Source organism: Granulicella sp. S190 (assembly GCF_009766095.1).
Classification (GTDB): domain Bacteria; phylum Acidobacteriota; class Terriglobia; order Terriglobales; family Acidobacteriaceae; genus Edaphobacter.
Window position 1 is genome coordinate 168,904 of sequence record NZ_LMUD01000014.1, and the last position, 21,806, is coordinate 190,709.

Consider the following 21,806-nt stretch of genomic DNA (forward strand, 5'->3'; position numbering starts at 1 on the left):
TGCCCGAAGTGCCAGGGCAACGCCCGCATCCGCTGGCTCCAGCAGCGCGAACGCGAGCTGCTGCCCACCCGCTACGTCCATGCGGTGTTCACGCTCCCGCGTGAACTGGCACCGCTCGCACTCCAGAACAAGCGGTTGATCTATGGACTGCTGTTCCGCGCCAGTGCCGCCACGTTGCTGGAGGTCGCTCGCGATCCGCGACACCTTGGAGCCGAGATCGGATTTTTCAGCGTGCTCCACACCTGGGACCAGAGGTTGGAGCATCATCCCCATGTCCACTGCGTCATCGCCTCCGGCGGTCTGGCACCGGATCACGGCAGCTGGATCTCGTCACGCCGCACCTTCTTCCTCCCGGTCAAGGTGCTTGGACGTGTCTTTCGCGGCAAGTTCATCGCTGGCCTCAAGGCCGCGTTTCATCAAGGCAAGCTTGAGTTCCATGGACACCTCGCATCGCTTGCCGAGCCACGCAGCTTCACCGCCTGGATCAGAGTGCTTTTCCGTCATGACTGGGTCGTCTACTCCAAGCCTCCTTTCGCTGGGCCGGAGCATGCCCTGCGCTATCTCGGCGCTTACACCCATCGCGCCGGCATCTCGAACAGCAGGCTGGTCGCCCTCTCCGACGGCCAGGTCAGCTTCCGCTGGCGAGACTCAGCTCATAACAACAAGAAGCGCGTCATGAGCCTACCGGTCGATGAGTTCCTGCGCCGTTTCCTGCTTCATCTGCTTCCGCGAGGCTTCGTCCGCATCCGCAACTTCGGCTTCCTCGCCAACCGGCAACGCGCCATGCTGCTGCCGCTCTGCTTCAGCCTGCTCCAGAGCGCACCCCATCTATCAACCCAGGGACCTCAAGTCACCCGACCACAGACGCTTCCGAAGTGCCCGCACTGCGGTGGAACCATGCAACTCATCGAACGGCTCACACCGGCACAACTGCTGAATCGATCTCCACCGTGCGCACAAGGGCGTGCCGCATGAACCAACACCTTGATCCCGTGCCTCGGCATGCATCCCCGGCCTGCGCCCGGAGCGACCTTTACTGCTCTTGTCTTCGTCTGTCTACACGCTTCGACAACGTTCCGAAGCTTATACGCCGCCATAAACACGTGACGCAGGTCCTCTCGACACACCCAAAACTCCGCCCACCTGCCCACCACAAACGCCTCAGGCATATTCAACGCCCATAGTCAGCGGCCCCGGATGAAGCGGCTTCCTTCAAGTCGCTGTATCTGAATCGCCCGCGCAGAGCTGCCCCGCTACCGGCTTCGAACCAGGGCGATCCAGATACAGCACTAAGACTTCTCGTTACTAATCACGTCAAGAGTGATTCGGCGATTTATCACTCGTCCAGAGTGAGTATCGGTAAAGTGAAGCGCGTTTTTGTTTCTCAATCGTGCGCGACAATCAAGGCAAGGGCATATCGACGGCTGGCCCGCTACACGATCAAGTGAGGAGGAAATCCGTCCAAAAAGACCCTTCGTGGAATTCCCTATAATGAGGGGTGCGAATCATTGCGCATAGCGTTTTCATCAACTACTGCATTACACGCGTAAATTCTGTGGCGGCGGAGTGTCGATGAAGAGATTGCAAATGCCCATCGGGTCCTTTGCAGGCGGATTGATCATCTTGCAGATGATCCTGGTTGCGATCATCGTTCATGGCGAGTCGCTCACCTTCGATGAGGGCGATCATATTTTCGCCGGCTACATGATGTGGCATAGCGGCGACTACGGCCTGAATCCCGAGCATCCGCCGCTGGTGAAGCTGGTGGCGACACTGCCTCTGCTGCAGGAGAAGCTTTGGGTGCCTCCGCTGCAACAGCGATGGTTCAAGTCGGAGGCCTATCGGGACGGCCGTGATTTTATGGAACGGAATGATGGCCCAGAGCATCGCCTGCTCTTTCGTATGCGTCTCGCAGCAGGCGTCTTTGCCGTGGGCCTCTCGGTGACGGTGTTCCTGATGGGGAGCGAGCTCTTTGGCGAGTCCGCTGGTTTGCTGGCTTTGCTCTTGGTGGTCTTCGAGCCCAATGTGTTGGCCAACAGTGATTTGGTCACGACCGATATGGGAGTCGCTTGCTTCTTTCTCGCCACAATCTATTGCTTCTACCGTTACGCAAGGCAGCCATCTGTGATTCGTCTGTTGCTGACCGGCTTGGCCGCTGGACTCACGCTGTCGGCCAAGCACAGCGGGATTTTGCTGGCTCCGATGCTGCTGGGATTGACGCTTGTAGAGATCGCCTGTGCCGAGCGGGGACGGCGCAAGCGGATGGCTGGGACACTGTTTGGCGGACTTGCATCCATCGTGGTCCTCGCGGTCGTAGTGCTTTGGGCTTTCTACGGTTTTCGTTATGCGGCCAGACCGGCAGGGTTGGTGATGAACCCGACGTTGAGCGAATACGCTGCCCCTCTTAAGGGAATCAATAGTTGGGTGATCGGGCATGCCGCCAATTGGCGACTGTTGCCAGAGTCTTACCTTATGGGGATGACTGACATCCACTATGCAGCGCAGCAGTATCCCATCTTCCTGCTGGGGCACGATTATGCGCATGGCGTTTGGTGGTACTTTCCAGTGGCGTTGTCCATCAAGACCACTCTGGGCTTGATCGGACTGGTAGCGCTGGCCGGTTTTGCGCTGCTCAGGAGGCGGCTCAGGCAGGGGCGAGAATTGGCGTACCTGGTTGTGCCTGGCGCTATCTATCTGAGTGTGGCGATCCTCAGCGGTATGAACATCGGCACGCGTCATGTTCTGTTCTTGTATCCACTGGCCGCGTTGCTGGCGGCAGCGGGTCTAGTGGCGCTCGCGCGGCATAGCCGACGCTGGATTTGGGTCGGCGGAGGGTTGGTCGTCTTCCACGTCATCTCTGCCATGGCGATATTCCCGGCAGAGATGGCGTACGCGAACGAAGCCTGGGGTGGCACGGCGGACACGCACAAATACCTCAGCGACTCCAGCGTGGATTGGGCGCAGCAACTGCCGCACATCAAGCAATGGGTTGACGCCCATCCCGGCGAGGAGTGCTGGTTGGCCTATTCCGCTTATCCGGATCTTCGTCCGCAAGCCTACGGCATTCCCTGCCATCCGCTGCCCACGGCCCATACCGGATGGGAGATATTGCCGACCGATGTGCCAGAAACCATCCATGGCAACCTCCTGTTAAGCGCAGACGATCTGGAAGCTTGTGACTGGCCCAGCGACCAGTTGAATGTCTTTGAGCGATTTCGGTGGATGCCGATGGCGGAGCAGATCGATCACAGCGTGTTTGTGTACCATGGCGATTTCGATGTGCATGAAGCGGCGGCGTTGGGAGCAGTCCAAAAGTCGAATATCTTGCTAAGGAAGAATAGGCTCGCAGAGGCTTTGGTTGCGGCACAGAGGGCTGTCGCTTTGCAGCCGGAGAATTTGCTGGCGCAGATGGCCTTAGGAGACGCCCAGACGGCGTTAGGCGACAAAAATAGTGCACGAGCCGCCTATGAACTGGCGCTGGCGGCGGCGCATCGATTGGAAGCCGACGCACAACCCCTCTATGTGCCGGATTTAGAGCAGAAGCTGCGTCCATGACAACGTCACAACATAAGCGGGAATAACGTGACGAGAGTCTTAAATCGTCCCTTGCTTCCCGGAGTCAGCACGAACGTCGTGGCCGTAAGTGGTCGAGTACGTGGACCTTTCGATGGGATAACAGTCACAGCTCACCGCGAAATCCAGACCCGGAATTGAAGCGCGCCCTATGCTGCCTTCAACGACAGACGTTGATTCGGGCAACTGTCACCTCGGCCTAACGGTAATCGAGATCGAATACAATCGAGAGATTGATCTATGCAGGAAGCAGCTCAAACGATACTCCTGGTTCTTGTGACGCTCTTCCCCATCGTGGATCCGCTCGGAGGCAGCCCTTTCTTTCTGGCACTGACCCGGGATTACTCACCTGAAGCGCGAAAAGTATTGTCCTGGCGCATTGCCGTCAACAGTTTTTTCCTGCTGGTTGCGACGTATTTTATCGGGACTTACGTGCTCGCTTTTTTTGGGATTTCGCTGCCTGTGGTCCAGGTCGGCGGGGGGCTGATCGTCGTTGCGACAGGATGGTCGCTGCTGAAGCAGCGGGACGACGAAAAACAGGATGTACAGGAAGCCGTACAGCCGCAGGACGCAATCCGCCGAGCATTCTATCCCTTGACATTGCCATTAACCGTAGGCCCTGGATCAATTGCAGCGGCGCTCACGCTGGGCGCGAACGCGGCTCACCATCACATGTACCATCCTGTGACAATCCTGGCGGCACTCGTTGGATTGGCTCTGATCGCGGTCAGCATCTTGCTCTGCTATGGATTTGCCGATCGGTTGGCACGGATCCTGGGGCCGACCGGGATGACGGTAATCACCCAATTGTCTTCCTTTTTGTTGGTTTGTATCGGTGTGCAGATCACCTGGAACGGGGTTAAAGCATTGATGGAGTCAGTGAGCCTGCATATTGGATGATCAAAGCCGTTGAGAGAACTCGTCTCCTGTCTCAAGTCTGGCTAGCTTAATGCCTTCGAGAGTCGAATGAGTCCTTGCCGTATGGCAAGCTCATCGAATCCACCAAAGCCGAGGAGCAACGCATTCGGATCAGGACGTCTCAGAGTGCAGCGATCGACGGCGAGAACCTCAACACCCTGGGCCGCCGCCAGCTTTTCCGCCTGTTGTGAAGTCATTCCATTCTTGAGGTATCCGATCGTGTAGAGGCCTGCCCTGACGTTAGAGATCTCAAGCAACCCACCCAGATATTGGTTGGCTCCTTCTATGAGTGTTGCGAGACGCTCCGCATACAGATTCCGCATCCTCCGCAGATGACGCGCCAAATGCCCATCGACGATGAAGTCGCAGAGTACCGCCTGGTCAAAGGATGAATTCCGGAAATCGGTTCGGTAACGGAAACTCAGGAAAGGATCTACTAACGGCGCAGGCAATACCACGTAGCCCACGCGCAAGGCGGGGAATAGCGTCTTGCTGAATGAGCCGATGAAGATAACGCTTGAGTGATTGTCGAGGCTTTGCAGTGCAGGTATAGGCGGCCCCTCAAATCTATACTCGCTGTCATAGTCGTCTTCGATAACAAAAGCGCCGGCGCGTGCGGCCCAGCTAAGAAGGGCCATCCGCCGCTCCAGCGACATCGTTACCCCCAGCGGGAATTGGTGAGCTGGTGTTACGTATGCCCCCTTCGCATCCGGACAGATTTTGATTCCGGCGGATACAGACAGCCCTTCATCATTCACTGGTACAGGGATCATCCTGGCTCCGACATTGTCGAACGCAATTCTGGCCCCGAAGTATCCAGGATCTTCCATCCATATCGGATCGCTCTTTTTCAAGAGCAGTCGTGCCAACAGGTCGAGCGCCTGTTGTATTCCGGAGACGAGGACGATTTGTTCCGCAGTGCATCGCACCCCACGGGACGTACGCAAGTACTCGGCGATTGCATCGCGCAATGGCCGATACCCACGCCGATCAGCCTCCTTCTTTAACCATGACCTGAAATTACGTGCTCGATCCGCGGCAATACGTCCCCAAACCTCGGACGGGAATTCGTTGATAGCTGGAACCCCGATGCGAAAGGGGCGGATGCCGTCTACAAAAGCCTGGTCGACCCAGGGTTGCGGCCGTTTATATGTCGAAACGACGCGACGAATGTATGCCGGTGTCGCGGTTGCCTGGCGCGTCGGACGAGGCGACTCGACACGATTGACCCACGTACCGAATCCCACACGAGCGGTGATGTAACCCTCGGCTTGTAGTCGCTCCAGAACGCTGACGACTGTACCTCGGGAGAGTTCATACTGGCTGGCGAAATCTCTGGATGCTGGCAGTCTGGCGCCCGGAGCGAGCCGTCCTTCCAGAATGGCAGAACGCAGTTCGCCATATAGCCAATTGGTCAGGGTCTGATGGCGCGGCTGGCTTTTGAGGGTGAGTTCGAAGGAACTAACGGCTTTGGTCATCTCAATGGTCCAAAATGTTTTACTAAAATGGCTCTATTCGATGTACCACTGCGGCCATACTATCAGGCCTGAGGTCGCGAAAAGGGCATCGATTGTCATTGAGTTCTTGATTCCCGCTAAGCGACTCATGGGAGATCAACAGATGAAAGCTGGACTTTGGTTCTATGGCTTAGGCACTGCTCTCACCGGCATTCTAAATATCGCCTGGGGTGCATTCGATGCCTCGCATCAGCCCATCCAAGCGCTGGGCATAAATTTTCCTGATCAACACCTACTGGCCTACGTCGCGGGCCTCTGGCTGGTCGCAGCGGGTCTTGCAATTTTGTGGCAGCGCAGCGCAAAGATTGGCGCCGCGGCATCCGCCACCGCCTACTTGATTTTTGCGGCATTTTGGCTGTTTCGGTACCAAGCCGGAGTTCATGCCCTTGGCTGGAGAATCGACGTTTTATTTGGCGTCACGTTCGGGCTCGCTCAACAGTTGATGCTGGTTGCTCCGGCAGCAATCGTTTATGTCTCCACCGCCTCACCGGATTCCCTGTTGCAAAAGAGAGGAGCTATCACTGCACGTTGGATGCTCGGATTGCCTCCTGTCATCTTCGGCTTATTTCACCTCATTGCCCTTCGCGTCTTCGCGACCATCGTCCCGCACTGGATGTCGTTTGGATATTTTTGGGCGGCGCTGACCGGAATCGCCTTCTTCCTGGCAGGAAGTGCAATTTGTTCAGGAATTATGGATGTCCAGGCCGCCAGGCTTCTTGCATTGATGCTGTTGCTGTTTGAAGGTTTTGTAGAAGCACCTCCTATTTTTATCCGATTGCACGATCAGGCAACATGGGGTGCCGCAGTCTACAATCTGGCTGCGATCGGAGCATGCTGGATATTCGCCGAGTTTCTCACAAGCCGCGCAGATCGAGAACGAATCGAACCCGCGGAGAATGTCGCCGCGTCACACCCCCAACCAGTGGTTGCGTGATTGACGACATACGCTACCATCCGCTTTGGGCGTTGGCTCTTTCGCTGATCCCGCTTTCTCTCGCCATCTATGGACGGTCATCGGGACCGCGATGATGAAAAGCTCAAGGGTAGAGCGTGCCAAGAAGTCCATTCGAGTTCTTCTTTCCATGAAGCGAGCGCACCGGTGGACTCGCGGTTTCCGGTGCGCCGTCATTCCGCTCAGGCTGTTGTGTAGTCCATCCCATCCAGGTCGGCGATCAAGCCGGGTCCGGTTGGCTTCCAGTTGAGCTTTTGTCTTGTGATCGCGCTCGAGGCGGGCATATCGTGGCCAGCAAAAGCACCGAGCCAGCCGAAGTGGGCCTGAGCCTCTTCAAGCTTGATGCTCGCCACAGGCACCTTCAGGCCGCGGCCCAGCGCCTCGGCTACAGCCTTCATCGACACGCCTTCTTCGTCGGAGGCGTGATAGATCGCGCCCCGCTCGGCCTTCTCGAATGCCAACCGATACAGCCGCGCCACGTCGGAGATATGCGCCGCCGCCCAGCGATTGCTGCCGTCTCCTACATAGACCGAGATGCGCTTCTCGCGCGCCACCGCTGTGATGTATGGCACCAGACCCTGCTTGCGCGTGTCGTGCACCTGCGGCAGCCGCACGACCGAGGTGTTGACGCCGCGTTTAGTCAGTTCGAGGGTCGCCGCCTCCGAAGCTGCGCGAGGGTTCCAGGATGATGTCGGGCCGTCTTCCGTTGCGGGCTTGCCGTCGTCGCTGTTTGCGATGGCGGTGCCGGAGGTCACGAGGAAGGGCCGGTTCGATCCCAACAGCACCTCGCCGATCGCCTCGATCGCCTTACGGTCGTCGTCACAGTTCTTCTGGAACTGCGAAAAATCATGGTTGAAGGCAAGGTGAATCACGCCATCCGAGTCAGCTGCACCCTGGCGCAGGCTGTCGAGATCGTCCAGGTTGCCGTGCTTTACCTCGGCTCCAGCCGCTCGCAGAGCCTGGGCTCCAGCCTCCGACCGCGTCAGCCCCAGCACGTGATGGCGAGCCTGGATCAGCTCCGACACAACCGCCGAAGCGATGAAACCTGTCGCCCCGGTCACAAAGATACGCATAATGTTTCTCCTTAGGATTCCATGAATAAGCGGCCAGTCTGCGCCGTCGAAGTACTAGATGGCTTGCGCCCACATACGATCTATACTGAAAGTCCTTATGGTCGGTCCATTCGTCCCGCAGCCACGGAATTACGAAGCGCAGAGCTCAGTTGCGGGTGAGCGGCAAGGTCCGCTCATGGATCCGCTCTCCGAGGTGCTCGCGCTGCTGAAGCCAAAAAGCTACTCCTCCGGCGGCTTTGCGGTGCCTGGCGATATTGCTATCAGCTTCCCCAAGCATCAGGGAATCAAGTGCTACTCCATGTTGGCCGGGCAGTGCTGGCTGGTTGTCGAAGGTCACGAGCCAGTACGGATCGACGCCGGGGACTGCTTCCTGCTGCCGCGTGGGCTGCCGTTTCGGCTCGCCACGGACCTGTCCCTCGAACCGGTGCACTACACAGTTGCGCGCGCCCGGCTGGGCATGGGCGGCGAGGCCTCGGATACAGAGTGTTTGTACTACATCGCCGGTGGCCACTTCGCCCTGACTGGCGGCCACGCTGAGATGCTGCTTCAGTCTCTGCCGCCTATCGTCCATATCCGTCGCGAGTCCGATAAGGCCGCGATGCGCTGGTCGCTGGAGCGCATGCGCGAGGAGCTTCGCGACCCGCAGCCCGGCGGTTCTCTGATCGCGCAGCAGCTCGCCTACATGATGCTGGTGCAGGCGCTTCGCCTGCATTTATCCGACGCCGCGAGCGCCGGTCCCGGCTGGCTCTCCGCGCTGTCGGATAAACACATGAGCCTCGCCATCGCCAGCATGCATGAAGCCCCGGGTCATCCCTGGACGCTGCAGTCGCTGGCAGAACGAGTCGGCCTGTCGCGCTCGGTCTTTGCCCTGCGCTTCCGCGGGATCGTGGGCGCTACCCCGATGGAGTACCTCACTCGCTGGCGCATGCTGCTCGCCGCCGACCGCCTGAAGAGCTCGTCCGATGGTCTTGCGAGCATCGCGCAGTCGCTCGGCTATGATTCTGAGAGCGCCTTCGGCAAGGCGTTCCGCCGCGTGATGGGCTGCTCTCCCAGGCGTTATGCCCGCAACGGAGCGTAATCCGCGCGCCGATGAAGCGAGACGCCAAAAAAGTTCAATGTGACTGCTGAACCCATTGGCTCCGCCAGGTTGGGGCCTCGAAGGGGTCTGCGAAATATTGTGTCTCGTGCACGACCTTACCGTTGCGGAACTCCATAATGCTGACTGTATATGCCGGCCGTCCCTGGTAGGTAATTGTGTATTCCGTGATCCAGAGATCCCCTGTTCCCAGAATTCGTTTGACGTTGAAGCCTGACGGCTTGCCGGGATGATGACTCCGCAGAGCCTGTAGGTTGCTTCGTCCGAGGATTCGCTCGCCCGACTGGGGATAATCACAGATGGCATCGTCATCGTAGATATCGTGTTCCGCATTTGCATCGCCGGCTGCCGACGCCTGCCAATGCGCGTTCAGGGCTTCGCGTATTTGTTCTTCTTTCATAAACCGCTCCAGTTACTGTTGGGTTTTCATTTTAGGCCTATTTCGTGGAGTGTGGTCAACGCAGGTCACACCTTCTCCTGGAAGAGTTTGCCATGATTGCAGGTCAGAGCGCTGACCCTATCCAAATGATCTCTCATCGCAGCTGGTGTAGAGAGTGAACGCGAGTGAGAATCTGCACTCTCACCCGCTTCGCTTTGGGATTTGCGGGTTAGGCAGGTTCGGCAATGTTCATGGTGCTGACCTCCACCATGACACCGCCGAGAGCATTGTAGTAGAAGCCGTACGTTGGCGGTCCGCCGCGCTGCAGCTGCGCAGGCTTTGGTGCCATATAGTTCCGAGCACTCAAACTATCGTGCAAAAGGTCAACAGCATGTTGCGTGGGCTGAAGAAAGCCGATGTGAAACATTCCGGGATATCCCTGCTCTGGAGTCATGTGCTTGTCGTACATCAGTGTCAGCAGAAAGCCTTCGGCATTCCGCAACACAGATAATTTGTCGCCGCGTTTCTCCAGGGGTTGAAAATCAAACACCGAGCAGAAGAGCTCCGTCAGTGCAGGCACGTTGTAGGTGGTGAGGTTGGTGTGATTTATCGTTGCCATCGCGATCTCCGTTTTACAGAAAGTTCCATCGCGTGGCTTGTCAGGGATTTAGACCGAAACGCACCACGCGACAGGCAGCAGTGCCGTAGCACTACTACTATCGCCGTGGGTCCCTTCTCCGCTGTGAAGCAGGAGCTGACTGGACTGCGGATTGGTATCCGCAGCGAGCCGTGCTTACCAATACGGCCCAGCGTTTTTCGGCAGCTATTTGATGTTGCCCATTCTTCCCCGGTTGCAGGATTTTTGCTCGCGTCTGTGGTCGACGCGGAGGGTAAATACCATACCGATGACTGGAGATGATGAGAGAGCTGTTAGCTCTCGCGCGCGGCGGCTTCCAACGCGGACAGGTCCATCTTGACCATCCCCATCATGGCTCCCATAGCTTTGGGATGGCTGACCAACTCGCCGATATTGCGCGGCACAATCTGCCAGCATAAGCCGAAGCGGTCTGTGAGCCAGCCGCAGGCCATGGGTTTGCCACCTTCGATCAGCTTGTCCCAATAGCTGTCGATCTCTTGCTGGGAGTCGCAGCGGACGAAGAACGAGAAGGCGGGGTTGAGCTGATGCCCAGGGCCGCCGTTGAGGAAGACCATCTCCTGGCCCTCAAGCTCGATCGTAATCGTACCAATCTTGCCCACGGGCCAGGGACCGACACCTTTGGAGCGCAACTCATCGAGCTTGCGTGCATGCGGAAAGACGCTTAGGTAAAACTCAGCGGCTTCTTCGGCGTTGTCATTGAACCAGAGGAACGGCGCTAGTTTATTCATGGTTGGCATGGTAGCAAAAAGAGGTCACTTCCTACAGGCGAACTCCCATTCCGGATTCTCTGCGGCCTTTGCCGGCTTAGCTGGGCCGTGGATTGAACTGAGAACAGAGTGCGAATGTCTTCTCCAGATGCTCCATGAAGACGCGAACTTTGGTGGACATGCGGCGGCTGGCGGGACGTACGGCGAGGATGGGCACCGTTCGCTCAAAAGGAGTGAGAAGGCGAACGACGGTGCCTTCGCGGAGCTCTGCGGCGAAGAGCCACGCGGGTGCCTGGGCTATGCCGAGATGTTCGAGGACCCCCATTCGCATCTGTTCGATGTCGCTGGTGCGAAAGACCCCTGTAGGGATGACGCGTTTGGCGTTTTGACCTGAGCCGAAGATCCACGGCTGCGCCACGCCTCGCTCCGTGAAGACAACGGCTCGATGGCGGGATAGATCTTCGGGCGATTCGGGGGCACCGTGGTGGGTGAGGTACTGCGGCGTGGTGACGAGGATGATCATCGTCTGCGCGAACTTTCGCGCGACGAGACTGGAGTCGGGTAGATCGCCCGAGTGGATGGCGAGATCGAAGCCGTCCTGGATGATGGTTGTGGGGCTCTCGGACGCTGCCATCTCAACTGCCATGTCGGGGTAAGCCGCGAAGAACGATGGCAGCTTCGACACCATGTGGAGGCGGGCAAACGTGGGAGGAACGGTGAGGCGGATGAGGCCCTTCGGCGTGGTCTGGCCGCGTCCGATGCGTGAGGTTGCACTCTCAAAGTCGTCGAGGATGCGCAGAGAGGACTCGTAAAAATCGCGGCCCGCTTCAGTGAGCGAGATGGAGCGGGAGGTGCGATGAATGAGCTCGGTGCCCAGCTCGTCTTCGAGGCCGGAGATCTGTTTGCTGATCGCTGGTTGGCCAATGCCGCGCTCTTTCGCGACCGCGGAGAAGCTTCCCTTTTCGATGACCCGGACGAAGACCTGCATAGCGTCGAACTTGTCCACACGACCTCCTCATTCCTTTTAGGGAATGGATTATATTTTGCCAGTTTATGATTCATCGGCTTTCAAAAAAGAACAATCGTTTTAGAAGAGGGGCTCTTTTTGGCCCTTCTCAAGGGGGTGCTTTCATAATCTCTTATGTATTCCTGTTTGGAATGGCTCGTATTCCCCAAAATGGCAAGTCTGTTTGGTTCGATGGCACATCAGATAGCTGTTCCAGAGGCGACCTGAGCAGAGAGCAGCTGGTTAAATCAGCGGCGCTCTGACACATTTTTAGAAATATCAAAGGAGAAGTCATGTCTAAGTTAATCGACAAAGTAGCTCTGGTCACTGGCGGTTCGCGCGGCATTGGCGCAGGAATCGCAAAGCGCCTGGCAGCGGACGGTGCGAACGTAGCGATCACCTATACCAAGGGGGCAGACGCAGCCGCGGCGGTCGTCAAAGAGATTGAAAGTACCGGTCGTAAAGCCATCGCGATCGAGGCGGATGCAGCGGATGCAGACGCGGTCAAGGCCGCGGTCGAGAAGACCGTTGCGACCTTCGGACGGCTTGATGTGCTTGTCAATAATGCCGGTACGGCTATTCCTAAGACATTCGAGGAGACCACGCTGGAGGAGTTGGACCGCGTGATCGACATCAATATTCGCGGAGTGTTCGTGGCGACGCAGGCGGCGTTGAAGCACATGAAAGAAGGCGGCCGCATCATCTCGATCGGCTCGTGCGTGGGAGAGCGCATGATGACACCTGGCCTGGTCCCCTACTCCGCTACGAAGGGCGCTGTGAAGATGTTTACGCAGGGTCTGTCTCGGGAGGTTGGCAGCCGTGGGATCACCGTCAACAATGTTCAGCCTGGTCCGATCGATACAGATCTGAACCCCGCTGCGGGCGACTGGGCAGAGCCGCAGGTGGCTGCGACGGCGCTGAAACGCTACGGACATGTGGACGAAGTGGCCGCGTTGGTCTCCTTCGTCGCCAGTCCCGAGGCGTCGTACATCACCGGAACGAACCTGACGGTAGATGGCGGAACCAACGCCTGATCGACGCTTACGTTCCTCCCTCAAGGAGAAAGATTTCTCCTTGAGGGAGGAGGGAGCGGCGCGTCCGCAAGGTCGAGCCTTCTTTGGCGGTAGCCGCCCCGACTAGTTTTTGTTAGCAAACATCTGACAGGAGGAATCATGTCGACGCTACAAGGTAAGACTGCGCTCGTCACGGGCGCATCCAGAGGCATAGGCCGGGCCACGGCGCTTGCTCTGGCGAGAGCCGGCGCACACGTGCTGGCCCACTATGGCCGCTCCACGCAGGAGGCAGAGTCGCTCGTCGCCGAGATACGGGCGAACGGCGGGCGTGCCGACGCGATCTCCGCTGATCTGGCAACACCACAAGGTGCTGCAACGCTGGCGAAAGAAGTACAAGCCATCATCGGCGAACGATTGGATGTGCTGGTGCTGAACGCCGGAATCAGCAAGGCGGCACGTCTCGCGGACTACACCGTTGAGGACTTCGACACACTCTTCGCAACCAACGTTCGCGGCCCGTTCTTCCTGGTGCAGCAACTTCTTCCGGTGTTGGGCGAAGGGTCGAACATTACGGTGATCTCTTCCGCCGTTGCTCGGACCGTCGTGGGCAAGCCGGGCGTGGACAACCCCTCAATTCTTGCGTACGCCTCTACGAAAGGAGCTATCGAAACGCTGGTCAAGAACTGGGCCGCGATTCTGGGGCCGCGTGGCATACGCGTAAACGCTGTTGCACCGGGCGTCATCGATACGGATATGTCGAACTTCACAAAGACAGAAGCCGGACGCGAGATCACACTGGGAATGCAGGCGTTGAAGCGGCTCGGCAAGGCTGAGGATGTTGCCGACGTGGTCGCTTTTATGGCATCCGAGGGTGCGCGCTGGATCACGGGAGCAAGCATCCCGGTTGATGGAGGTTCGAAGTTGTAACTGGAATAGCGACAATTCCATTGAGATGCAAAAAATGGCCCCGGAACAGGGATCTGCTCCAGGGCCATTTCTTGCGTTTCGTTCTCTACCGTGTCGCTGCGGCAAGAGGCTTGCTGGACAGGATCTCGTCTTCGATCCAGGCGTAGGTCTTTGCGAGACCGTCCCGCAGTCTGATGGACGGAGCCCAGTGGAGCTTCTCGTGGATGAGGGTGTTGTCGCTGTTGCGGCCGTTGACGCCCTTGGGAGCGCTGAGGTTGTAGTTGCGCTTCAGCTTGATGCCGGCGATGTCTTCGGCGATATCGACAAGCTGGTTGATGGTGACGAGTTCGTCGGAGCCGAGGTTCAGGGGCTCGTGAATGTCGCTCTCGGTGATCATCTGGACGCCCTTGGTGCAGTCGTCGATGTACATAAAGGAACGAGTCTGTTTGCCGTCGCCCCAGATCTCGATCTCGTGCTTGCCGGAGTGCTTGGCTTCGATGACCTTGCGGCAGACAGCGGCGGGAGCTTTTTCGCGGCCTCCGGTCCAGGTGCCCAGCGGGCCGTAGACGTTGTGGAAGCGGGCGACTCGGCTCTGCAGGCCATAGTCCTCTTCGAAGTGGCGGCACATGCGCTCGGAGAAGAGCTTCTCCCAGCCGTAGCCGTCTTCGGGCATCGCGGGGTAGGCATCCTCTTCTTTGAGGGCGACGACGTCCGGGTTGGTCTGCTTTTCGGCGTTGTAGACGCAGGCGGAGGAGGAGTAGAAGAAGCGCTCGACACCCTTTTCGCGTGCGGCCATCAGCATATGGGTGTTGGTGAGAACGGAGAGCATGCAGAGGGCTTTGTTATTTTCGATGAAGCCCATGCCTCCCATATCGGCGGCGAGCTGGAAGACTACCTCCGAGCCGGCGGCTGTCGTCAGGCAGTTGTCCTTGTCCTTGAGGTCGAGGGAGAGGCTTTCGACGCCCTTCGAGACCTGATACCACTCGTCGAGGGGCTTGATATCGACGGCTCGGATGACGTCAACGCCATTTTCGATCAGGCTTTGCACGAGGTGGCCGCCGATGAAACCACCGGCACCGCAGACGACTGCTTTCTTTCCTTTGAGCTTCATAGAGAGGGACTCCTTGGGGTCTTAGAGTTTGAAGCTATTGAAGTGGTTCAGTGATCCGGACAACCCGGCAGACATTCTCTGCTTTGCTTCTAAGTGCTAAGTATAGTCGGGAGGCATAGTGGCTTGCTATGAGAAATAACTCCTACCCGGAGGGATTGACTTTTCGGGATTGAGTTCGCGGCTAAACCTTCGCCAACTCTCGCTCCTCTACCTTCGATGGGCTTGAGGTGGGGTCGGGTGTGCCGGCGTGCTGATTCAGAAGGCCGATAACCGATTGGTAGAGGCGGTTGCGCGTGTCGAAACGGTCCCCTGCGCGGATGACATAGCGGACGACGATATCGACGCCCGAGGCTGCGGGGCGCATATCGACCGAGGGCGTGGCCTTGAACTGGCTGAGGCCGTTCTGGCGCGTGATGTTCTGCCACTCCTGCTCGGCGAGCTTGGCATCTTGTTCGGTCTGCTTGATGACGCTGTTGTGGATGGCTTCGATGGTCTTGTAGGAGTCGACGCTAGGCGGGATGTTGACGGTGATCTCGTCCCACATCCACTGGCCGGTGGTGGAGAAGTTGAAGTACTGACCGGAGATGGCGAAGTTGTTGATGAAGGTGACGCGGCGGCCGGTGGGATGGCCCTTGTCGGTCCAGTTTCCGGTTTCAAGCAGCGCGGTGCGGAAGAGGCCGATCTCAACCACCTCGCCGCCGACGCTGTTGATCTCGACCCAGTCGCCGACGCGGATGCCGTTCTTGCCCATGAGAATGAACCAGCCAAAGAAGGCGAGGATAAAGTCCTGGAAGACGACCGTGAGGCCGGCAGCCCCGAGGCCGAGGATGGTGGGAACCTGGCTGGGCGCGCCGAAGATCACAAGAAGAACAAGCAGTAGCGTGACGAGTTGAATGCCGAGGCCGGCGATGGTGCGAAGGGTGTGGAGGCGGCGCTGCTCCATATGCGAGCGGTCGAGGAGCTTGCCGGACAAGGTCGCGAGAATGACGCCACACAGAATGAGAAAGGCGATCACAGAGAACGACTGCAAGGCAAGGTGGGTGACGATGGAGTGCTGCAGCTCGACCTGGGCAAGCCACTTCGCATAGACAGCGGAGAGCTGCTGCTGAGTCTCAAGCTGGTCATCGACGATGCTGTGCATCTGCGAGAGTGCGTGAGCCTGGGCGAGGCGGGCGACATGGCTCTTGACTGCATCCTGCGGTGTAGTGGGGCTTGTCTGGGAGGATGCGGCATTGACATCCGCAACTGCCGCCGTGGCTTTGCTCTCAAAGTCGGCGTGCTTCGCGGTGAGGCTGGCGATGTTGGAGTCGGTCTCGACTTTGGCCTGGCGGATCAGATCCATGCGGCTGCGCTGGTCAAACCAGGCGGAGACGCGGCCGTAGAGGGTGCCGTAGCGGCGGGCGGAGAGGACAGCAATCTGGCCTCCGGTGTTGGCCTGAGCCGCGTCGTACTTCTTCATCGCAGCTTGCCGGGCGGTGAGCTCCTGCTGGATCTGGCCGCGCTTGTCGCCGCTGGCGCGCGAGAGCTGCTCGGTGGCGTCGCCAAGCTCATCGCTGTCGAGCTGGAGCTGCGCCTTGGCTACATCGAGATCGTCCGAGTCGGCGATGGATCCGTTGGGCTGCTTGAGCGGGGCGGTGAGCGCGTCTACTTTGCCCTGGTCTTCTTTGACGAGGGCCTGAAGCTGGGCGGCCTTCTGCTGGAGGATGAGGGCATCCCCGGTAGGGGTGCGGGTCTGAAGCGCAGCCTGGCGAAGGGCAAGGGCGAAGGCCTGGTCAACCTCGTGATCGGCGAGGCGTGCGGCCTCGTGCGCGAAGGATTGCTCCTCTGAGGAGACAGCCAGCGGGGCGAGCGACTCGATGGTCTGCCACGGGCGCTGGTCGACAAGCGTGTGGGTGCCGGCAGGTCCGCCGTTAGATTTAAGGAAGGGCATGTGAGCCATCGAGCCGCGTGTCGCCCACGCTGCCGCGAGGCAAAGGACGAGAAGGGCTGCGGGGACTGCGATGGCGAGACGACGGAGATCCTTCATCCTTTAACCCTACATGCTCCTTCAGTTACCTTCAAAGCCCCGTAAGGGCCATTGCACATGTAGGATTCAGGGGTGGAAACATCAGTTGCAAACGCTGGGGTTGCTCCTGGACGAACGGCTTTCGGCGCGGTGAGACGTCAGCCGCTGGCCGCCGTGGGAGTCGTGCTGCTGATTCTGTTCGTGTTATGCGCCGTGTTTGCGCCGTGGCTGGCTCCGCAGGATCCGGCGCGACTCGATCTGACGGGCAGGTTGATGGGGCCGTCGGCGACACACTGGTTTGGCACCGACGAGCTGGGGCGCGATATCCTTTCGCGAACTTTGTTTGGGGCGAGGATCTCGCTGCTTGTGGCGGTGAGCGTGGTGGGGCTCTCGCTGGCGATCGGCCTGGTTGCGGGTGGACTGGCCGGGTTCTATGGGGGGTGGACCGATACCGTCGTTAACATCTATGTGACCAACGCCTTTCTTGCGCTGCCGGGGATTCTACTCGCCATTGCGTTTGTCGCCTTCATGGGGCCGGGGTTGGGAAATGTGATCCTGGCACTGGCGATCTCAGGCTGGGTGGGCTATGCGCGACTGGTGCGGGCGCAGGTGATGGCGGTGAAGGAGCGCGAGTTTGTGGAAGCCGCGCGGGCACTGGGCGCGACGGATCTTCGCGTGATGACGCGGCATATCCTGCCGAATATTCTGCAGCCGCTGATCGTGCAGGCTGCGATAGGGATGGCGGGCGCAGTGTTGGCCGAGGCTACGCTGAGCTTCCTCGGGCTTGGAGTTCCGCCACCCTCTGCCAGTTGGGGATCGATGCTGAACGACGCGCGGTCGCATCTGTTCGACTCGCCGCACCTGGTCTTCTTTCCGGCGATGGCGGTAATGCTGTGTGTCCTCTCGTTCAACTTTATCGGGGATGCGCTGCGCGACTATCTCGATCCTCGGACTCGGATGAGCGCTGGGCTTTGATCGGGGAAGGCGTAACAGTGATCAAAATGATAAGAGTTGATTTAATTCTCGTTCTCGCTTCCTTCGTTCCATAGTTCTTCCCTGTTGAACAGCTCCTTCTTTGCTGAAAGCCTTTATTTCTCGTGGTGTTTTGTTGCTTCTATTGTTCTTTATCGTTTTGATCACCGTTACGCCTTTGCCATACAGAATGCTGGCGGCATGGGCGACGCCAATCAGATATGCTTGGCCTTGGAACTGAAAGGCAATATCAATGCGTAAGAGTATCGTTTCACCATCGTCCACAATGGCAAGTCCTATCGGCGATCTATGGCGCGATCTGGAGAGAATTGCGCGAGTGGAGATCAGCTCCGAAGATGAGCAGTTCCCCATTGAACATGCCCTGGGCAAGAAAGAGACGACAGGCTGGCGTGCAGCAGGCACCGGTCCTCAGTTGATCCGGCTGCACTTCGACGAGCCGCAGACGATCAAACGGATTCATCTGCAGTTTGTGGATCGAAGTTCCGAGCGGTCGCAGGAGTTCGCCGTGTTTGCAGGAGCGGGCAACGAGCTGAAGGAAGTGGTGAGACAGCAGTGGGCGTTCTCGCCGAACGGCTCTACGGAAGAGAACGAAGACTACCCGGTCGATCTGAAGGGCGTGACGACGTTTGAGCTTCGCATCGATCCGGATAGAAGCCACGACCCGAAGTTGAGCCAGGCGTATGCCTCGCTGCAGAGTCTGAAGCTGGCTTAGGGCGCTATGTTGATCGGAGTCATCTCGGATACGCATGGGTTGCTGCGGCCGGAGGCTTTGGCCGCGCTGCGCGGGGTGGAGCACATTCTGCATGCGGGCGATGTGGGGGATATTGCGATCCTAGATACGCTGCGTGAGATTGCTCCGGTGACGGCGATTCGCGGTAACGTAGATGTGCACGGGGCGTGTGCGGAGCTGCCTGCGACCGATGTGGTGGAGTTAGGCGGGCAGCTGTTTTATCTGGTGCACTCGGTCCACGATCTGGACATCAACCCTAAGGCGGCTGGCGTGGCGATGGTGGTTAGTGGCCACTCGCATAAGGCTAAGGTTGAAGTGAAGGATGGAGTGGTCTACTTCAATCCAGGGAGTGCGGGGCCGCGGAGGTTTTCGCTGCCGGTGACGGTGGGATTTGTGACCGTGCAGGATGGAGTGGAGGCTAGTGTGATGGAGTTGGTAGTTGGGTGAGAAGGGCCTTCGCGCTTTACTCGAATGCATTCGGCCATCCCCATGTGTCCGCATTGACACGACTCCGAAAGAAAGTGCAAGCTGAATGCGTTTCGAATACTGGGGAGGAAAAATGTGGACCAACTGGACACCATCTTCAAGTTCGCGGACCGATCACTCACGTAAGTTACTGTCAGTAATTGCGGCAGCAGTCGTTATCGTCATCTTCTCGACGTCCTCTACCTACTCTCAAACCTCGCCCGGAGTTAAGTACACCGTTCTTTTCAAGTTCAACGGCACTTCAAATGGAGCTCAGCCAGTCGGAAACCTGCTTGTTGATAGTCAAAGATTTGTGTATGGCGTCACGGTTGACGGTGGCGAAAACTATGGCGAGTGCAACCCGGGACCTGGTTGCGGCGTCCTTTACAAATTGGGCCATGCCCAGTTTGCCGATTTGCATAACTTTACGGGCCAAAACCCTAGCATCTACTTTCCTTCCTCAGGTTTGGTGCGTGATGCGCAGGGCAATTTATATGGTGAAACGGCCGGAAATGACGGTAGTCCTTATGGAAGTGTCTATCGGATTGATCCGACAGGGAACATCAATGTGCTGCATTCCTTCACTGAGTCGGAGTTTTTGCCGCGCGGTGGTCTGACCCAGGATGCGGAGGGAAACCTTTACGGCGTTACGAATGGATACTGTAACCCTGGCGTCGGCTGCGGAGAGGTGTTCAGGATAAATCCAGCTGGCTCTGAGACTGTTCTTTACACCTTCCCTACTGGCGGAAACGAAGGTTCTAATCCACAATCTGCGCTCGTTCAAGATGCGCAGGGAAATCTATATGGGACGACCGCCTTCGGCGGTACTCACAGGGTCAACAACGACAGTGAATACGGCGGTGGAGTGCTCTTCAAACTGAGCCCGAGCGGCCAGCTGACTGTGCTTCATGATTTCAATGGCACCACTGAGGGAGCCTATCCGACGAATCTTGTTCGTGACGCACAAGGCAATTTGTATGGCTACGCCGCACACGGAGGATGTACTTCAGCAGTTGGCTGCTACACACCCGGGGGCAGTACGGCGCAATGTACTACGTCAGGCGGCGGCTGCGGTGTCGTGTTTAAGTACGACACGACCGGCAAGTTTTCAGTCGTGTACACCTTCACGGGCGGACCAGACGGGGCAATCCCCGTCGGGATTCCACTCCTGATTGGAAACAGCATCTATGGTGCGACTCTGGAGGGAGGCTACGACGCAACCGCGATATGCTACAGCGGATGCGGCACGGTTTTCAAACTCGATCTCAACGGAACTGAGACCGTTCTCCACGCTTTCACGAGTTCTGGTGGCGACGGGGCGCAGCCATCCAGCGGACTCGTCATGGATGCGGAGGGATATTTCTATGGCGCGACCGCTCTAGGAGGCGATCTCCACGTTCCCCTTGAGAGCTGCGGACCAGGGTCAGGTTGTGGCACCGTTTACACCTTTACGCTCAGCAATCCGTGAAGAGAGCATAATCACTTGTCCGGTAAACCGCGGAACCGGACAAATGATTATGCAAATGGAAACCTTTGCGCGTGACGTCTCATCTGACCCTCAACCTTTGCTGCGGTCGGTGAAGCGGAAGAAGAGGGATTGCTCGGCTACGGGGGCGGCCAGTTCGTTGAGCGCGGCCATCTGGGAGTTCGAGAGCGGCGTAAAGTCGCGGGCGATCTTTACGTTCTCTTCAAGCTGCGCGATGTTGTCGCAGCCGATGATGACCGTGCTGACCGGATGCGTGAGCGTGAAGTGCATCGCGTCGCGCATGGTCATGACGCCGGGGCGGTGCGCGATGGCGGAACCCTCCCACGAGTGCTGTTGCGCTTCGAGCGAGGGCGGCGTCCATGAGGCGAGCAGGCGGCCACGCGAGGGGACCTTCATGCCGATGATGCCCATCTGCTTTTCGACGACGAGCGGAAGGAGTTTATCAGTGAAGCTGTGGATGTGGGTATCGGCGGCGTTCATGGCCATCAGGATGGTGTCGAAGTTGTGGCGGTTGACGGTGTCGATGAGCGCCTCGGGGCGGTAGTGGCCGGTAACGCCGAGATAGCGGACGACCTTCTGATCCTGCATCTCGAGGAGAGCCTCCATCGCGCCGCCCTTGGCGAAGATCGCATTGACGTCCTCGGGCAGGCCGACGTCGTGAAGCTGCCAGAGATCGACGTGGTCGGTGTTCAGAAGCTGAAGCGACTTTTCGATCATCCGCAGGGAGCCGTCGCGGGTGCGCTCCTTGGTCTTGGTGGCGAGGAAGGCCTCGTTGCGGCGGGTCTTCATGACGCGGCCAACGTACTGTTCGCTCCAGCGCGAGGGGCCGCCGTAGATAGAAGAGGTGTCGATGTAGTTGACGCCTAGGTCGAGTGCGCGCTCGAGGATGGGCACTGCGACGTCGAAGTTATCGGGCTTCTCGAGAGCAGCCTGACCGCCGAGCGAGAAGATGCCGACCTTGTAGCCCGTCTTACCGAGGTTGCGCGTGGGCATCGCGGCAACCGTCTTTGTGTTGTCGGGGAGAGGCGGCAGGCTGCGCGGGGTTTCAGCGGCGATTGCGCCTTTGGTCAAGAGAGCTGCGGCTGCGACGCCTCCGGTCTTCAGGAAGGTACGGCGGTCGGGGGCGGAAGACGTTGTGGGGGGCAGATTCTTTGGCTTCATTCGAGTCCTCGTAGACGGTCATACGCTTCTAGAAAGAGTGTAATCCTATCGAGAATT

At 58.4% G+C, this 21,806-nt stretch carries 21 protein-coding genes; 11 read left to right on the forward strand and 10 right to left on the reverse strand.

Features of this window, described 5'->3' with window-relative positions; all coding sequences use genetic code 11:
• The 3 genes from GSQ94_RS07170 to GSQ94_RS07180 form a co-directional block, all read left to right on the forward strand.
• The coding region (locus tag GSQ94_RS07170) for an IS91 family transposase (protein ID WP_158943266.1) at nucleotides 1–975 on the forward strand (975 nt) is incomplete at its 5' end.
• A 612-nt stretch (nucleotides 976–1,587) separates the two neighbouring features.
• Nucleotides 1,588–3,555 carry a glycosyltransferase family 39 protein gene (locus tag GSQ94_RS07175; protein WP_254063709.1) on the forward strand — a complete coding sequence of 656 codons (1,968 nt, stop codon included), beginning with the start codon at nucleotides 1,588–1,590 and terminating at the stop codon, nucleotides 3,553–3,555.
• A 258-nt stretch (nucleotides 3,556–3,813) separates the two neighbouring features.
• On the forward strand, nucleotides 3,814–4,473 hold the full coding sequence (locus tag GSQ94_RS07180) for a MarC family protein (protein ID WP_158942894.1): 660 nt from the start codon (nucleotides 3,814–3,816) through the stop codon (nucleotides 4,471–4,473).
• A gap of 41 nt (nucleotides 4,474–4,514) precedes the next feature.
• Here the strand turns inward: GSQ94_RS07180 and GSQ94_RS07185 are convergent, their stop codons facing one another.
• Entirely contained in the window at nucleotides 4,515–5,969 is a 1,455-nt protein-coding gene (locus GSQ94_RS07185; protein ID WP_158942895.1) for a PLP-dependent aminotransferase family protein, read from the reverse strand.
• Between GSQ94_RS07185 and GSQ94_RS07190 the strand changes: the two genes are divergently transcribed.
• Nucleotides 5,962–6,942, forward strand: coding sequence for a hypothetical protein (locus GSQ94_RS07190; RefSeq protein ID WP_254063710.1), 981 nt, complete (start codon nucleotides 5,962–5,964; stop codon nucleotides 6,940–6,942). The two genes, GSQ94_RS07185 and GSQ94_RS07190, sit on opposite strands and share 8 nt — an antisense overlap.
• A 200-nt stretch (nucleotides 6,943–7,142) precedes the next feature.
• On the opposite strand, the gene GSQ94_RS07195 is transcribed toward GSQ94_RS07190, so the two are convergent.
• The gene (locus GSQ94_RS07195; RefSeq protein WP_158942896.1) at nucleotides 7,143–8,033 is read right to left on the reverse strand and encodes an SDR family oxidoreductase; all 891 of its coding nucleotides are present in this window, start codon (nucleotides 8,031–8,033) and stop codon (nucleotides 7,143–7,145) included.
• Between the two features lie 175 nt (nucleotides 8,034–8,208).
• On the opposite strand from GSQ94_RS07195, the gene GSQ94_RS07200 reads away from it, so the two are divergent.
• Nucleotides 8,209–9,111, forward strand: a complete 903-nt coding sequence (locus tag GSQ94_RS07200; RefSeq protein ID WP_158943269.1) for an AraC family transcriptional regulator — start codon at nucleotides 8,209–8,211, stop codon at nucleotides 9,109–9,111.
• Nucleotides 9,112–9,145: 34 nt separating this feature from the next.
• On the opposite strand, the gene GSQ94_RS07205 is transcribed toward GSQ94_RS07200, so the two are convergent.
• From GSQ94_RS07205 to GSQ94_RS07220, 4 genes are all read right to left on the reverse strand, one after another.
• Nucleotides 9,146–9,529, reverse strand: a complete 384-nt coding sequence (locus GSQ94_RS07205) for a nuclear transport factor 2 family protein (RefSeq protein WP_158942897.1) — start codon at nucleotides 9,527–9,529, stop codon at nucleotides 9,146–9,148.
• Nucleotides 9,530–9,737: 208 nt separating this feature from the next.
• Nucleotides 9,738–10,127, reverse strand: coding sequence for a VOC family protein (locus GSQ94_RS07210; protein WP_158942898.1), 390 nt, complete (start codon nucleotides 10,125–10,127; stop codon nucleotides 9,738–9,740).
• 311 nt (nucleotides 10,128–10,438) lie between these two features.
• Nucleotides 10,439–10,894 (reverse strand): VOC family protein, encoded by a 456-nt coding sequence (locus GSQ94_RS07215; RefSeq protein WP_158942899.1) that lies wholly within the window; start codon nucleotides 10,892–10,894, stop codon nucleotides 10,439–10,441.
• A gap of 76 nt (nucleotides 10,895–10,970) precedes the next feature.
• The gene (locus GSQ94_RS07220) at nucleotides 10,971–11,879 is read right to left on the reverse strand and encodes a LysR family transcriptional regulator (protein ID WP_158942900.1); all 909 of its coding nucleotides are present in this window, start codon (nucleotides 11,877–11,879) and stop codon (nucleotides 10,971–10,973) included.
• 293 nt (nucleotides 11,880–12,172) lie between these two features.
• On the opposite strand from GSQ94_RS07220, the gene GSQ94_RS07225 reads away from it, so the two are divergent.
• On the forward strand, nucleotides 12,173–12,913 hold the full coding sequence (locus GSQ94_RS07225) for a 3-oxoacyl-ACP reductase family protein (protein ID WP_158942901.1): 741 nt from the start codon (nucleotides 12,173–12,175) through the stop codon (nucleotides 12,911–12,913).
• A 138-nt stretch (nucleotides 12,914–13,051) separates the two neighbouring features.
• Nucleotides 13,052–13,819 (forward strand): SDR family NAD(P)-dependent oxidoreductase, encoded by a 768-nt coding sequence (locus GSQ94_RS07230; RefSeq protein WP_158942902.1) that lies wholly within the window; start codon nucleotides 13,052–13,054, stop codon nucleotides 13,817–13,819.
• A gap of 85 nt (nucleotides 13,820–13,904) precedes the next feature.
• Here the strand turns inward: GSQ94_RS07230 and GSQ94_RS07235 are convergent, their stop codons facing one another.
• Both GSQ94_RS07235 and GSQ94_RS07240 read right to left on the reverse strand, forming a co-directional pair.
• Nucleotides 13,905–14,909 carry an NAD-dependent epimerase/dehydratase family protein gene (locus tag GSQ94_RS07235; protein WP_158942903.1) on the reverse strand — a complete coding sequence of 335 codons (1,005 nt, stop codon included), beginning with the start codon at nucleotides 14,907–14,909 and terminating at the stop codon, nucleotides 13,905–13,907.
• Nucleotides 14,910–15,090: 181 nt separating this feature from the next.
• Nucleotides 15,091–16,935, reverse strand: a complete 1,845-nt coding sequence (locus tag GSQ94_RS07240; RefSeq protein WP_158942904.1) for a mechanosensitive ion channel family protein — start codon at nucleotides 16,933–16,935, stop codon at nucleotides 15,091–15,093.
• A gap of 72 nt (nucleotides 16,936–17,007) precedes the next feature.
• On the opposite strand from GSQ94_RS07240, the gene GSQ94_RS07245 reads away from it, so the two are divergent.
• Nucleotides 17,008–17,889: an ABC transporter permease gene (locus GSQ94_RS07245; protein WP_371417464.1), complete on the forward strand. Its 882-nt coding sequence runs from the start codon at nucleotides 17,008–17,010 to the stop codon at nucleotides 17,887–17,889.
• Nucleotides 17,890–17,910: 21 nt separating this feature from the next.
• On the opposite strand, the gene GSQ94_RS20965 is transcribed toward GSQ94_RS07245, so the two are convergent.
• Complete coding sequence (locus tag GSQ94_RS20965; RefSeq protein ID WP_174240891.1) at nucleotides 17,911–18,171, reverse strand: hypothetical protein; 261 nt, start codon at nucleotides 18,169–18,171, stop codon at nucleotides 17,911–17,913.
• Between the two features lies 1 nt (nucleotide 18,172).
• Between GSQ94_RS20965 and GSQ94_RS07250 the strand changes: the two genes are divergently transcribed.
• From GSQ94_RS07250 to GSQ94_RS07260, 3 genes are all read left to right on the forward strand, one after another.
• A complete protein-coding gene (locus GSQ94_RS07250) occupies nucleotides 18,173–18,619 on the forward strand; it encodes a hypothetical protein (protein ID WP_216843042.1) in 447 nt (148 codons plus the stop codon).
• 6 nt (nucleotides 18,620–18,625) lie between these two features.
• Nucleotides 18,626–19,084 (forward strand): metallophosphoesterase family protein, encoded by a 459-nt coding sequence (locus GSQ94_RS07255; protein WP_158942906.1) that lies wholly within the window; start codon nucleotides 18,626–18,628, stop codon nucleotides 19,082–19,084.
• A gap of 112 nt (nucleotides 19,085–19,196) precedes the next feature.
• Nucleotides 19,197–20,570, forward strand: a complete 1,374-nt coding sequence (locus GSQ94_RS07260) for a choice-of-anchor tandem repeat GloVer-containing protein (RefSeq protein WP_158942907.1) — start codon at nucleotides 19,197–19,199, stop codon at nucleotides 20,568–20,570.
• 90 nt (nucleotides 20,571–20,660) lie between these two features.
• Here the strand turns inward: GSQ94_RS07260 and GSQ94_RS07265 are convergent, their stop codons facing one another.
• Nucleotides 20,661–21,749, reverse strand: coding sequence for an aldo/keto reductase (locus GSQ94_RS07265; protein ID WP_158943273.1), 1,089 nt, complete (start codon nucleotides 21,747–21,749; stop codon nucleotides 20,661–20,663).
• Nucleotides 21,750–21,806 lie beyond the last annotated feature (57 nt).